At 70.3% G+C, this 13,633-nt stretch carries 12 protein-coding genes and 1 riboswitch; of the genes, 7 read left to right on the top strand and 5 right to left on the bottom strand.

Going from position 1 to position 13,633, the window contains the following annotated elements; all coding sequences use genetic code 11:
• Positions 1 to 12 precede the first annotated feature (12 nt).
• On the bottom strand, positions 13 to 1,161 hold the full coding sequence (locus ACYVKA_RS01640; protein WP_460702469.1) for a CbiQ family ECF transporter T component: 1,149 nt from the start codon (positions 1,159 to 1,161) through the stop codon (positions 13 to 15).
• A gap of 29 nt (positions 1,162 to 1,190) precedes the next feature.
• A riboswitch (cobalamin riboswitch) is annotated at positions 1,191 to 1,319 on the bottom strand.
• 17 nt (positions 1,320 to 1,336) lie between these two features.
• Between ACYVKA_RS01640 and ACYVKA_RS01645 the strand changes: the two genes are divergently transcribed.
• Together ACYVKA_RS01645 and ACYVKA_RS01650 are read left to right on the top strand one after the other, a co-directional pair.
• Positions 1,337 to 2,371, top strand: a complete 1,035-nt coding sequence (locus ACYVKA_RS01645) for a glycosyltransferase family 2 protein (RefSeq protein ID WP_460702471.1) — start codon at positions 1,337 to 1,339, stop codon at positions 2,369 to 2,371.
• A complete protein-coding gene (locus ACYVKA_RS01650; protein WP_394275326.1) occupies positions 2,368 to 3,102 on the top strand; it encodes a polysaccharide deacetylase family protein in 735 nt (244 codons plus the stop codon). The genes ACYVKA_RS01645 and ACYVKA_RS01650 overlap by 4 nt, the downstream gene beginning before the upstream one ends.
• A 78-nt stretch (positions 3,103 to 3,180) precedes the next feature.
• Here ACYVKA_RS01650 and ACYVKA_RS01655 read toward each other — a convergent pair whose 3' ends face one another.
• The gene (locus ACYVKA_RS01655; protein ID WP_460702473.1) at positions 3,181 to 4,107 is read right to left on the bottom strand and encodes a magnesium transporter CorA family protein; all 927 of its coding nucleotides are present in this window, start codon (positions 4,105 to 4,107) and stop codon (positions 3,181 to 3,183) included.
• A gap of 4 nt (positions 4,108 to 4,111) precedes the next feature.
• Positions 4,112 to 4,624 (bottom strand): NUDIX hydrolase, encoded by a 513-nt coding sequence (locus ACYVKA_RS01660; RefSeq protein ID WP_460702474.1) that lies wholly within the window; start codon positions 4,622 to 4,624, stop codon positions 4,112 to 4,114.
• 187 nt (positions 4,625 to 4,811) lie between these two features.
• Between ACYVKA_RS01660 and ACYVKA_RS01665 the strand changes: the two genes are divergently transcribed.
• The 3 genes from ACYVKA_RS01665 (at position 4,812) to ACYVKA_RS01675 (ending at position 8,423) form a co-directional block, all read left to right on the top strand.
• A complete protein-coding gene (locus ACYVKA_RS01665; RefSeq protein ID WP_460702476.1) occupies positions 4,812 to 6,587 on the top strand; it encodes an acetyl/propionyl/methylcrotonyl-CoA carboxylase subunit alpha in 1,776 nt (591 codons plus the stop codon).
• Between the two features lie 99 nt (positions 6,588 to 6,686).
• A complete protein-coding gene (locus ACYVKA_RS01670; protein WP_460702478.1) occupies positions 6,687 to 7,526 on the top strand; it encodes a hypothetical protein in 840 nt (279 codons plus the stop codon).
• 36 nt (positions 7,527 to 7,562) lie between these two features.
• Positions 7,563 to 8,423: an alpha/beta hydrolase gene (locus tag ACYVKA_RS01675; protein WP_394275827.1), complete on the top strand. Its 861-nt coding sequence runs from the start codon at positions 7,563 to 7,565 to the stop codon at positions 8,421 to 8,423.
• 1 nt (position 8,424) lies between these two features.
• Here ACYVKA_RS01675 and ACYVKA_RS01680 read toward each other — a convergent pair whose 3' ends face one another.
• Complete coding sequence (locus tag ACYVKA_RS01680) at positions 8,425 to 9,525, bottom strand: hypothetical protein (protein WP_460702480.1); 1,101 nt, start codon at positions 9,523 to 9,525, stop codon at positions 8,425 to 8,427.
• Positions 9,526 to 9,610: 85 nt separating this feature from the next.
• On the bottom strand, positions 9,611 to 11,044 hold the full coding sequence (locus tag ACYVKA_RS01685; protein ID WP_460702482.1) for an NAD(P)H-quinone dehydrogenase: 1,434 nt from the start codon (positions 11,042 to 11,044) through the stop codon (positions 9,611 to 9,613).
• A 72-nt stretch (positions 11,045 to 11,116) separates the two neighbouring features.
• Between ACYVKA_RS01685 and ACYVKA_RS01690 the strand changes: the two genes are divergently transcribed.
• On the top strand, positions 11,117 to 11,941 hold the full coding sequence (locus tag ACYVKA_RS01690; protein WP_460702484.1) for a purine-nucleoside phosphorylase: 825 nt from the start codon (positions 11,117 to 11,119) through the stop codon (positions 11,939 to 11,941).
• 2 nt (positions 11,942 to 11,943) lie between these two features.
• Positions 11,944 to 13,599 (top strand): phospho-sugar mutase, encoded by a 1,656-nt coding sequence (locus ACYVKA_RS01695; RefSeq protein WP_460702486.1) that lies wholly within the window; start codon positions 11,944 to 11,946, stop codon positions 13,597 to 13,599.
• Positions 13,600 to 13,633 lie beyond the last annotated feature (34 nt).

The following is a 13,633-nucleotide window of genomic DNA, read 5'->3' on the forward strand; positions in this document are numbered from 1 at the left end:
TCCTCACACACATCACAGTTCCCCGGCGGGCGGTCGGGGCGTGCAGAACAGGGGTGCCGCGACGGCCAGCAGCAGCGGCAGCACGCGCACGTCGAGCCCCGGCCAGGACGGCGGCGAGGGACTGGGCAGCACCATCTGCGGGGACAGCCGCACCAGGACGGCACTGCTGATGACGGCAACCACCGCCGCTGCGCACAGCGTCCACTCGGGTCGCTGCCACGGGTCGGGGCGGTAGCGGGTGACGGCCAGCCGACGACCCGAGACACGGATCCCCAGCCAGGCCAGCACTCCCCCGCAGCCCAGCGCCAGCCATGACCACGGCGAGGAGTTGGGCACGCCGAGCAGCAGGAAGGTGCCGAGGGTGACCAGCACCAGCGAGCCGAGCAGGGCGACGGTGGTGCCGCGGCCCACGGGCTGGCCGCTGTGGGTGCGTCCGTAGCCGCGCGACTCCATGCCCGCGGCCAGCTGCAGGGAACGGTCGATGGCGTCCTCCAGCACTGGCGCGACCACCTCGCGCACCGCCCGCCAGCCAGTGGACCGACCCCCGCGCAGGCGACGGGCCCGTCGCACCCGCTGGATGCTCTCCACCAGCTGGGGTGCGACGCTGAGGGCCACCACCAGCGCGACGCTGAGCTGGTACAAGGCGGGTGGCACGGCGCGCAGGGCACGCCGCGGATTGGCCAGCGAGTTGGCGGCGCCGACGCACAGCAGGATGCCGGCCAGCCGCAGCGAGTCGTAGAGGGTGAACAGCAGGGCGTCGAGGGTGACCTCACCGCCCAGGCGGATCCCGGCGGCCCAGCCGGGCAGCTGCAGGCTGGGCAGGGTGAACAGCACCTGGCCGCTGCGGTTGACGCCCATCACCACTTGGAAGAACATCCGCAGGCCGATCACCACCAGCGCCAGCCACAGGTAGACGCCGGCCGAGCGGGCCCAGGGGGCGGCGGTGCGGCGCTCCAGCACCACGATCCACACCGTCGTGACCACCAGCAGCACCAGCAGCGGATTGGTCACCAGGCTCACCGCCACGGCCGCGCCGATCGCCCAGGCCCACCAGGCCATCGGGTGCACGAGCCGGCCGAGCTTCCGCACCGGGGGTGCGTCGAGCACGGCACCCTGCCCCCGTGACAGGACATCGTGCGGGGTGACAGCGCGCGCCGGCATCGGGTCTCCTTCCGCAGCCTCGACGGTTCTGGTGAGTCCGGTCGAGGGCAGGCATTCCGGCTCGGGAGCGCAGCTCCGTGACGGTTGCGGGTCAGCTCCGGACTTGCACCGGATTCCCCTGTCGACGACCCGGCCACGCTACTGGACGGGTGGGACGAAGCCATATTCTTGGACGATGCACGAGACCCAGCAGAGCCTGCACGCCACCATCGGCGTGCTCACCTTCCACCGGCCCGAACAGATCGTCCAGACCGTCGAAATGCTGCACCAGCAGCTTTCCGCGCTACAGGCGCCGTGGAGCGGCGAGGTGCTGGTGGTGGACAACGACCCGGCCGGCAGTGGACGTGATGCCGTGGAGGCGATGGGACTGGACCGGGTGCGGTTCGTGGTGGAGCCGACCCCCGGGATCGCGGCGGCGCGCAATCGTGCGCTCGACGAGGCCCAGTCCTCGGCCGGCCGCCAGGACGGGGTCGAGGGGGGCAGCGACGTGCTGCTCTTCCTCGACGACGACGGCCGTCCCGGGCCGGGATGGCTGCAGCTGATGCTTGACTGCTGGCTGGCCAGCCGGCCGGCCGCCGTCGCCGGTTTCGTCGACACCCGCTACCCCGGTGAGGTGGACCCGTGGATCCACGCCGGGGGTTTCTTCACCCGCCGCCGCTGGGAGTCGAGGCGGGAGCTGCCGGCCGCGGCCTGCGGCAACCTGCTGCTCGACCTGCACCAGCTGGGCGCGCGGCGCTTCTCCACCGGCCTGGGGATGGGTGGTGGCGAGGACACGCTGCTCACCCGCCAGATCGTCGCCGCCGGTGGGCGCATCGTCGCCTGCCCCGAGGCGGTCGTGGTGGACCTGGTGACCACCGACCGGATGACCCGCCAGTGGGTGCTGCTGCGCTCGCTGAGCCACGGCAACACCCACGGCGTACTGACGCTGATGCTGGCCGGGGACCGGTTGGCCCGTCCGAAGCTGCTGGCCGGTGGCCTGGGCCGAATGGTCGCCGGGGGCGGACGGTCGCTGCTGGGACGCGCCCGCCACGACCTCACCCACCAGGCCCGCGGCAGCCGCGCCGCGGCCCGTGGCGCCGGCATGGTGCTGGCCGCTGCCGGCCTGCGCTACCAGGAATACGTGCGTGACGGTGGCTGGCGCGAGCGCCTGGCGCCGATCCCCGACGACCTTCGCCCACAGTCCGCCCACCGCAAGGAGAGCTCCCGATGACCACCTCGTCCCGCGTCAAGCAGCTGGTCCGTGGCCCGCTGGAGGCCGCAGCCGGCCCCGCCGTCGGTTCCATTGCCAGCATCCGCACCGAGCGCCCGGAGCTGGTCGTCACCTTCGACGACGGTCCCCTGCCGGGCACCACCGACGCGCTGGCCGAGGTGTTGGCCACGCACGACGCCAAGGCGGTCTTCTTCGTCCTGGGCACCCGCGTCAAGCGCGATCCCGGTCTGGTGCGGGAGCTGGCCGCGGTTGGCCACGAGATCGGCCTGCACGGCCTGGACCACCGCAAGGTGCGCAGCATGGCTCCCCGCCAGGCCTTCGACTGGCTGCAGCGGGGGCGCGGTGAGCTCACCGACGTGCTGGGCAGCCGGGTGGACTGGTTCCGTCCCCCGCACGGCGCGCAGAGTCCGCTGACCCGCGTGATGGCCGGGCGACTGGGCATGCGCACGGTGCTGTGGTCGGGCACCACCTGGGACTGGAAGGACGTCAGCCACGAACACCGCGTCGCCAAGGCGATGTCCGATGCCCGCCCCGGCGCCATCCTGCTGGCCCATGACGGCGCCGCCGATGCGTCCGACCTGGCGCGCGAGGAGGCCGTCACCGGCGTCGACAAGCCGCGGCTGCTCGACGAGGTGCTCACCGGCTTCGCCGAGCGCGGGCTGCGCTGCGTCACGCTCACCGAAGCTCTGGACCACGGCAGCGCCGTCAACCGGCTGAGCTTCTCGCGCTGAGGCGGGCGCCGTCGCCGCTCAGGTCCGGTCCCGACGACCCAGGTCCAGTCCCGACGACCCAGGTCCGGTCCCAACGACTCAGATCCAGTCGCGGCGGCGCAGCACCAGGTAGAGCGCCAGCGTGCCCAGCACCACGAGCGTGGTGGAGGCCGCCAGCCCCCAGGGACTGGAGAAGCCGGGGAAGGGGATGTTCTGGCCGAACCAGCCCGTCACCGCGGTGGGGACGGCGATGACGGCCGCCCAGCCGGCGAGCTTCTTCATCACGATGTTGCGTCGGGCATCCTGCAGCGACAGGTTGGTCTCGAAGATGCTGTTGACGATCTCGCGTAGCCCCCCGGTGCGCTCGGCGTCGTGCTGGGCCAGGTCTGCCAGGTCCTGGTAGCGGCCCTGGAGGCTGCGGGGTACGACGAAGCCGTCGTCCTCGCTGCGCAACAGGGCCGCCACCACGTCGCGCATCGGCAGCACCGCGCGGCGGGTCTGCACCACCTCCTTGCGCAGCCGGTAGGTGACCTGCTGCATCCCGCCGGCGCGGCCCCGGTCACCGAACAGGTCGTCCTCCAGCGCCTCGGCCTGGTCCTCCAGGTCCTGCAGCAGGTCGGCGTGCCCGTCGACCACCTCGTCCAGCAGGCCGTGCAGCAGTGCTGCCACGTCGCGGCTGCCGGCCTCGATGTCCTCCTGCCAGTGCTCCACCACCCGGTCCATCGGGAACTGGGAGGCGCGGTGCACGGTCACCAGGTGGTCGGGAAGGACCAGCGCCGAGACGGGTGCCGTCCTCAGCCGCGAGTCATGGTCCTCACCGGCCTCCTGCGCCAACGACAGGACGTGGACGTGCACGAACAGGTGCCCGTGGTGGCGGGTCACCCGGGGCCGCTGCACACCGTCCAGGGCGTCGGCGACGACCTGGGGCGCGACCTTCAGCTCGGCGGCCAGGCGACGCAGCTCATCGGCGGCGCCGGGACGGTCCAGGTCGATGTCGGTCCAGGCAGCGTCGGGCAGTCCTGCCACCGCCTCAGTCCTCGCCCAAGAGCTTCGCGGCGGCGTCCACGCCCAGCACGACGTCATTGGGGTTGAGGACGGCGATGCGGATGCGGCGCTGCTGGGTCTGGCTCATCGGGCTGGGCAGCTGGTCGACGTCGAACCATCCGACCGCCACCGACTCATCGTCGCCGACGGCCGGCTCTCCGCTGACCCAGCGGGCACGGAAGGTGTGGTCCAGGTAGTCGTTCTGGTCGCCATTGTCGTACTGCATGCGTCCGGTGGGGCTCATCCACACCAGCCGCTCGATCTCGATCTCGACGCCGGCCTCCTCCTGGGCCTCGCGGACGGCCGCCAGGTGGGGGTCCTCCCCCGGCTCCACGATCCCGCAGATGGGGGTCCAGCTGCCGTCGTCACTACGCTGTACGCACAGCACCTGCTCGCCGCGCGGACCGGGCCGCAGCACGACGGCCGTGGTGCCGGGCAGCCACAGCAGGCTGTGTCCGACGTGCTTGCGAAGTTCGAGGATGAAGTCCGGTGTGGGCATGGCGCCAGCCTAGTGGCGCAGCAACCGGCGGACCCGGGCATCCATGAGGGTGTGGGCGGCCCGGCACGAGAGGCGCGATCCGCGTTCCGCATCGTGGTTGGGCAGGCGCACGGGCTGCCGAAGCAGGGCCTGAGGCCCTAGACTCCGATCTGGAAGGCCAGGACCGTGGCCCGTTCAAGGAGGAACAGTGGGAAACCAGATCACCAAGGTGCTCGTGGCGAACCGCGGCGAGATCGCCGTCCGAGTGATCCGCGCGGCAGCCGATGCCGGAATCGGCAGCGTTGCCATCTACGCGGACAGCGACGCGGACGCCCTTTTCGTCACGCTCGCCGACGAGGCCTTCGCCCTGAACGGTGCGACGCCCGCCGAGACCTACCTCGACATCAACAAGATCCTCACGATTGCTGCCAACAGTGGCGCTGACGCGATCCACCCGGGCTACGGCTTCCTGGCCGAGAATGCCGACTTCGCCCAGGCCGTCATCGACGCCGGGCTGATCTGGATCGGCCCGCCGCCGAAGGCCATCGAGTCGCTCGGCGACAAGGTCCAGGCCCGCCACATCGCCCTCAAGGTGGGTGCCCCGCTGGTCCCCGGCACCCCCGACCCGGTCAAGGACGCCGACGAGGTGATCGCCTTCGCCGAGGAGCACGGCCTCCCGATCGCCATCAAGGCCGCCTTCGGTGGCGGTGGCCGCGGCCTGAAGGTTGCCCGCACCATGGAGGAGGTGGCCGAGCAGTTCGACTCCGCCACCCGCGAGGCCGTCACCGCCTTCGGCCGTGGCGAGTGCTTCGTCGAGCGCTACCTCGACAAGCCGCGCCACGTCGAGACCCAGTGCCTGGCCGACCAGCACGGCAATGTCGTGGTGGTCTCCACCCGCGACTGTTCGCTGCAGCGCCGCCACCAGAAGCTCGTCGAGGAGGCCCCCGCCCCCTTCCTGAGCGACGAGCAGGTGGAGCGCCTGTACTCCTCCTCCAAGGCCATCCTCAAGGAGGCCGGCTATGTCGGCGCCGGCACCTGCGAGTTCCTGGTGGGCCAGGACGGCCTGATCAGCTTCCTCGAGGTGAACACCCGACTGCAGGTGGAGCACCCCGTCTCGGAGGAGGTCACCGGCCTCGACCTGGTGCACCAGATGTTCCGGATCGCCAACGGCGAGGAGCTCGGCTTCGACGACCCCGAGATCCGCGGCCACTCGATCGAGTTCCGCATCAATGCCGAGGACGCGGGCCGCAACTTCATGCCTGCCCCCGGCACCCTGGTCAAGTGGGTCGCCCCCACCGGCCCCGGCGTGCGCGTCGACGAGGGCTACCACGTCGGCATGACCGTGCCCGGTTCCTTTGACTCGCTGGTCGGCAAGCTCATCGTCACCGGAACCGACCGTGACAATGCGCTGGCCCGCTCGCGCCGCGCGCTCAAGGAGATCGTGCTCGAGGGCATGCCCACCGTCATCCCCTTCCACCAGGCCGTCCTCGACGACCCGGCCTTCAAGGGCGACGGCGAGGGCTTCGGCGTCTACACCAACTGGATCGAGACCGAGGCCGACCTCAAGGTGGCCCCGTACACCGGTGCCCTGGGTGAGCGCGAGGACGTCGCCGAGCCGACCACCGTCGTGGTCGAGGTCAACGGCCGCCGCATGGAGGTCAAGCTCCCCGGCGACCTGGCCGTCGCTGCCAAAGGTGGAGGCAAGCGCATGAAGCGTCCCACCAAGCGTGACCGCGGCGGCGCCAAGGCCAGCGAGGCCAGCGGCAATTCGGTGACCGCCCCGATGCAGGGCACCGTGGTGAAGGTGGCCGTCGAGGAGGGCCAGACGGTCTCCGAGGGTGACCTGGTGGTGGTGCTGGAGGCCATGAAGATGGAGAATCCCGTCACCGCGCACCGCTCCGGCGTCATCAAGGCCGTCGCGGCCGAGGCGGGCGCCACCGTCACCGCCGGCTCCGTGCTGTGCGAGATCGAGGACGCCGAGTGACGCCCTGCTGGTGACAGCAGGCTGTGAAACGGCCATGAAGATGCCACGAGGCGGGTTCAGGACTTGGGCCCGCCTCGTGTCATGCACCAGACTGGATCCATGAACGGTTTCGAGATCCTCATCCTCCTCATGGTGGCCTTCACCGTGTGGGGGCTGGTCCAGTCCAGTCGCCGCAAGCGGGCGATCGAGGCCCAGCAGACCGCGGAGCTCGAGGCCGCACTGACCACCTCGCGCCGGGCCGCCGACGAGGACGTCACCAAGTTCGGCGAGGAGCTGCAGCGACTCGACTCGCAGGTGGCCGGGCACCCGCTGGACCACGCGATGCGCCAGGACTACGAGCGCGCGCTGGACGCCTACGAGGACGCGAAGAAGTCGCTCAATGCCGTGACGAGACCCGACGAGATCAAGCATGTCACCGAGATCCTGGAAGACGGCCGCTACGCGATCGCGTGCGTCAATGCCCGCGTCGCCGGGGACCCGCTGCCCCAGAAGCGTCCGCCGTGCTTCTTCAACCCTGCCCACGGGCCCTCCACGCAGAACGTCCGCTGGACACCGCCGGGCGGTGCCGAGCGCGACATCCCGGCCTGCGCCGCCGACGCCGAGCGTGTCCTCGCCGGTGCCGACCCCTACATCCGCACCGTCCAGGTGGGCGCCCAGCGCGTCCCCTACTGGCAGGGCGGACCTGCCTACGCCCCGTGGGCGCAGGGCTACTACACCGGTTGGCAGGGCTCCAACCTGATCCGCGACATCGCCATCGGCTCGATGATCTTCCACGGCATGAGCGGCCTGCCCTACATGATGGACGGCATGGGCGACGGCCTGGGTGAGCTCGGCGCGGGCGTCGGCGACATGTTCGGCGGCATCGGCGACGGCTTCGAGGAGATCGGCGGCGGCATCGGCGACATGTTCGGCGGTCTCGGCGACATGTTCGGCGACTGACCCAGTGATACTGATCCGCCGATAGTGATCAACCCCATGACACGCCTGCCTGGACTCCTCACCGCCGGCGCCCTCGGCATCGGTCTGGGCGCTGTCGCTGCCGCCCGCCAGATCAGTGGCCCGCAGCGCCCCGGCCTCGACTACGCCCTGAGTCCCTTCGAGGTGGGGGTCGAAGCCACCGACGTCACCTTCACCGCCGCCGACGGCACCCGCCTGGCCGGTTGGTGGTTCGACCGGCCCGAGGCGACCCGCGTCGCCGTGGTGAGCCACGGCCACCGAGGCTCCAAGTCCGACATGCTCGGCATCGGCCCGGGACTGTGGCGCGAGGGCTGGGCCGTCCTGCTCTACGACTTTCGCGGCAATGGCGATTCGGCCGACGGACCGCAGTCGCTGGCCCACTACGAGCAGCAGGACCTGCGGGCCGCCATCGACCTGGTCAGCGGGCTGCGGCCGGGCCTGCCGATCGACCTGGTCGGCTTCTCGATGGGCGCCGCCACCTCGATCCTGGTGGCCGCCGACGAGCCGCGGGTCGCCCAGGTGGTCGCCGACTCCCCCTTCGCCGACATGCACGGCGTGATCGAGGCCGCCGCCCGCGGGATGCACCTTCCGCCGGTACCGCTGGTGGGCCTGGTGGACCGCATCACCGGCTGGCGCTACGGCTACCGCTTCGGTGACGTGCAGCCCCTCGACGTCGTCGCTCGGATCGCACCCCGGCCCCTGCTCATCCTGCACGGCACCGAGGACTCGGTGATCCCCGTCGAGCACTCGCGCCGGCTCGCCGCGGCCGCCGGGCCCGGCTGCGAACTACGCATCGTGGAGGGTGTCGACCACTGCGGCGCCTACTTCGCCGACCGGCCCGGCTACATCGACCGGGTGGCGGGATTCCTGGGGCGCTGAGTCATTCCTTGCTGGCTCCCAACATGTCTGCTGTGGTGAGTGCCGCCACGAGCTCATGCAGACTCGTGTAACGCTGTCTCCTCACGTACGCCGAACCCTTTCCCGTGGCCTCGTGCACAACCGGCTGGTCGAGCCGTCGCGTGCGAGGGTCCTGCGGAGAGGTCAAGAGGAAGACTTGGTAGACGCCCGCGGTCCATCCCGCCGCGAGGCCCTTATTCATCACCTTTCCCAACCTTCGTTCATCTCGGTCCGCGCTGGACAACAGCTGCGAAGCGCGCTCCTCATTCCAGATCACTGGATCAAGCCGCTGGAGGATTTGCGGCACCTCGGGATGGATCTGCTTGGAATCGTAGAAGGCCAGATGCTCGACTGGGCGGAAGGTTCTACCCGTCTGGCAAATGTAGGCGCCTGCTTTCTGGTAGAACGGCCAGGCATCCCCCGAAGGGATCACCACGGTGTCATTGGCCAGCACAGGCCGCCGCTGATGGACCTCGCGAGTCCTGTTGACCGTCTTGATCCATTCAACAGCACCGCGGTCGATCAACTCCGCCAGCTGGAGTACCTTGCCCACTTCGAGGAGCACGTCGACACGCAACAACGAATCATGATGGGCCAGACGGTTTCGGAAGCGACGGATCTGGTCCGCCAACAAGGCCGCCTGCTTGCGCGTGCCATTCCCGTTCGGGAAGGCATGGCGCAAGACACTGCGCCAAAGTTCCTCATGGCGAACCGAAAGCCAGCCAGTCCAGTACCCGAAGGACAGCCCGGCCACGATCTGGTCCCGCGTCTCCCTGCCCTGAGGCCGCAGCCGCTCCCTCACGACCTCGACAGCGTCTGACCCCACATGCCGGTAGGGGTCGCACAGGAACCAGGGAATCCCACGCTCGGCCTCCCTCGTGTGTTCACGCAGGACACGGTCAAGCGCTTCCCGCAGAAGGACGTCCAGATGGCCGACCAACTCGAAGGCAGCCGCTGCCATCTCCGAGTGCCACTGGTAGAGGGAAAGGGTCAGGTCGGGATCGCCCTGTGCCTCCTCGAAGAAGGACGACAGCCGTGCCCGCGGCAGGGCCGACAACATCGCGCGAACCGGCTCTTGTTCCACTGGCCACCCGCCTGCTAGCCTCCAATACGAACGCCCCGGACCCGCCTCTGCATCTGCATGCGCCCGGGGCTCTTGCACACCCGCGTCAGGCCTGCGTCTTGGAGGCCTTCTCCTGCTCGGGATGCGAGTGCAGGTGCAGCTGGCGTGCCGCCTCGGCAATCGAGCCCGACATCGACGGGTAGACGGTGAAGTCGTGGCTGAACTGGTCGACGGTGATCTTCTCCGCGACCGCCAGCGAGATGGAGTGGATCAGCTCCGAGGCCGACGGGGCCACCACCACGCCACCGACGATGATGCCGGTGATGGGCAGGCAGAAGAGTTTCACGAAACCGTCGGAGACGTTCTGCATCTTGGCCCGCGCATTGCCGGCCAGCGGAAGCATGATCTGGGCCACCTTCTGCTCCGAGGCGTCCACCTGCGCCTGGGTGACGCCAACGGTGGCGATCTCGGGGGCGGTGAAGACATTGGAGCTCACCGACTTCAGGTCCAGCGGCGAGACGGCATCGCCCAAGGCGTGCCACATTGCGATGCGGCCCTGCATGGCGGCCACCGACGCCAGGGCGAAGACGCCGGTCACGTCGCCTGCAGCGTAGACGGTGCGCTGCGAGGTGCGCGAGACCTTGTCGACCACGATCTGGCCGCGCTCGTTCAGGGCGATCCCGGCCTCCTCCAGGCCCAGGTCCGCGGTGTTGGGGGTGGAGCCGACGGCCATCAGGCAGTGGGATCCGCGCACCTCGCGCCCGTCCTCCAGCGTGACGACGACCTCGTCGCCCTCGCGGGCGGCTGCCACCGCACGGCACTCGCTCAAGATCTCCATGCCACGACGCTCGAAGACGTCCTGCAGCACGGCCGCGGCGTCCTGGTCCTCGCCGGGCAGTACCTGGTTGCGGGAGCTGACCAGCACCACGTCGACGCCCAGCGCGTCATAGGCATTGGCGAACTCGGCACCGGTGACGCCCGAGCCGACCACGATCAGCCGCTCGGGCAGCTCTGTGAGGTTGTAGACCTGCTTCCAGTTCAGGATGCGCTCGCCGTCACAGGGCGCGGTGTCCAGCTCGCGCGGCGTGGTGCCCGTGGCGAGCAGGATGATGTCGGCCTCCAGGCGCTTCTCCGTGCCGTCGAGACTGGCGATGACCGCCTGCGGCCCGTCCAGGCGTGCGCTGCCCTTGAGCACCGTCACACCGGACTGCTCCAGCTTGGTGGAGATCGACTCCGACTGGGCCTGGGCCAGGTCGAGCACCCGCTTGTTCACCTGCGCCAGGTCCACCTCCACCGAGGAGGCAATCGAGTCATCCTCGCCCGAGCTGGAGATCTTGAGCCCCAACTCGCCGGCACGCTCGATCATGGTCATCACCTCGGAGGTGGCGATGAGCGTCTTCGAGGGCACGCAGTCGGTGAGCACCGCTGCTCCACCGAGGCCTGTGCGCTCGACGAGAGTCACCTCCGCTCCGAGCTGTGCTCCCACCAGGGCAGCTTCGTATCCTCCGGGGCCTCCGCCAATGATCACGACTCTGGTCACGCGGCCATTGTTCCAGACTTATCGCCGTTGCCGAAGTCACGTGCCGCCACCCAGCTGCCCTATTGTGTGTCGGTGAGCAACCTCGACTTCAGCGACCCGACCTCAGCCGCGCAGCAGGCGGCCCAGTATGTGCGCGAGCACTTGCTCGCACCCGCCGGCCTGGAGGGCATCGACATCGCCCTGGTGCTGGGTTCGGGCTGGAACCAGGGGGTGGACAGCCTCGGTGACGAGGTGGTCACCATAGCCCTGGATTGCGTTCCAGGCTTCAGCAAGCCGGTCGTCGCCGGCCATGGCGGCTCGCTGCGCCTGGCCCGCACCAGCACCGGGCGGGTGGCGATGGTGATGACCGGGCGCACCCACTTCTACGAAGGCCGTGGCGTCGAGCCCGTCGTGCACGGGGTTCGCACCGCCGCCGCGCTCGGTGCCTCGACCCTGGTCCTGACGAATGGCTGTGGAGGCCTCGACCCGGCCTGGGCCCCCGGCACGCCGGTGCTGATCGGCGACCACATCAACCTGACCGGAGCCACTCCCCTGCGCGGCGCCACCTTCATCGACATGACCGACGCCTATTCGCCCAGGCTGCGCGCGCTGGCCCGCGAGGTGGAGCCGTCGCTCGACGAGGGCGTCTACGTGCAGTTCGCCGGCCCCCAGTACGAGACGCCCGCCGAGGTGCGCATGGCCGCGACGCTGGGCGGGAGTCTGGTGGGCATGTCCACCACGCTGGAGACGATCGCGGCCCGCGAGGCCGGACTCGAGGTGCTGGGTATCTCGCTGGTCACCAATGCGGCCGCCGGTATCACCGGTGAGCAGCTGGACCACTCCGAGGTGATCGAGGCCGGCAAGCAGGCTGGACCCCGGCTCGCGGCCCTGCTGAACTCCCTGCTGGAAAGACTGTGACCATGATCGACCAGACCACCCGCGCCCAGGTGCTCGCCTGGATCGCGCAGGACATCGACCCCGAGACCCAACAGCGCCTGACTGCACTGCTGGCCGCCAGTGACGCCGGGGACCGGGCCGCCACCGACGAGATCAGCGACGCCTTCGCCGGCCCCCTCACCTTCGGCACCGCCGGCCTGCGCGCCGCCCTGGGACCCGGACCCGGACGGATGAACCGCGTGGTGGTCAGCCAGGCCGCCGCCGGCTTCGCCGCCTGGCTGCGCCAGCAGGGCCAGGTGGGCACAGTGCTGGTGGGCTACGACGCCCGCACCAATTCCGACGTCTTCGCCCGCGACACCGCCGAGGTGCTGGCCGGTGCCGGTTTCGAGCCGCTGCTGTGCGACCAGAACGTGCCCACCCCGGTGGTGGCCTTCGGCATCAAGCACCTGGGCTGTGTGGCCGGCATCGTCGTCACCGCCAGCCACAACCCGCCCGCCGACAACGGCTACAAGGTCTACCTGGGCGACGGTTCCCAGATCATCCCGCCCGCCGATGCCGAGATCGCCGCCCTGATCGCCGAGGCCGCCGCGGGTCCCGTCGACCAGCTGCCCCGCAGCACCAGGTACCGCATGGTCGGCCAAGAACTCGTCGACGACTACTGCCGCGTCGCCGCCGCCCTGGTCCCCGCCGAGGCCCCGCGCGACATTGCCTGGGTCTACACCGCCATGCACGGTGTCGGAGCCCGGGTCGTCGAGCAGGCCGTCGAGGCCGCCGGCTTCCCCGCCGCCATCCCCGTCGGGCAGCAACACGACCCCGACCCCACCTTCCCCACCGTCGCCTTCCCCAACCCGGAGGAGCCCGGCGCCATTGACCTGGCCCTGGAGCTGGCCGAGCAGACCGAGGTGGACCTGGTCGTCGCCAATGACCCCGACGCGGACCGGTGCGCCATCGCCGCCCCCTTCCCCGGCGTCGGCTGGCGGATGCTGACCGGCGACGAACTGGGCAGCCTGCTGGGCGACGACGCGATCCGTCGCCAGGTGCCGGGCCGCTTCGCCAACTCGGTGGTCTCCTCCACGCTGCTGGGCACCATGGCCCGGGCCGCCGGCCGTGAGCACGTGACCACATTGACCGGTTTCAAGTGGATCGGCCGAGTGCCCGACCTCGCCTTCGGCTACGAGGAGGCCATCGGCTACTGCTGCGACTCCGCCCACGTCCCCGACAAGGACGGCATCACCGCCTGCCTTGCCATCCTGCGCCTGGCCGCCGCGCTCAAGGCCGAGGGCCGCACCATCGGCGACCGCCTCGACGAGATCGCCCGTACCCACGGCGTGCACACCACCAGCCAGCTCTCGGTGCGCGTCGACGACCTGCAGCTGATCCGCGACGCCATGGCGCGCCTTCGCTCCAACCCGCCAGCGACCCTGCTGGGCGCGCCGGTCGAGGTGCGCGACCTCACCCAGGGCAGCGACGAACTGCCCGGCACCGATGCGGTGGAGCTCGCCGGGGAACGCGTGCACGTCGTGGCCCGCCCGTCGGGAACCGAGCCCAAGCTCAAGTGCTACCTGGAGGTGCGCGTCGACGCCGCCAGCTCGGGCGCCGACCTGAAGTCGGCCCGGGAGCAGGCCGCCGGCATGCTCACCCAGGTCCGTGACGAGATGGCTCGCGCCCTGGGGGTCTGACCCCGACGATCGGCACCACAAGTCCGTCGCACGG

It is taken from the genome of Luteococcus sediminum (genome assembly GCF_054783495.1).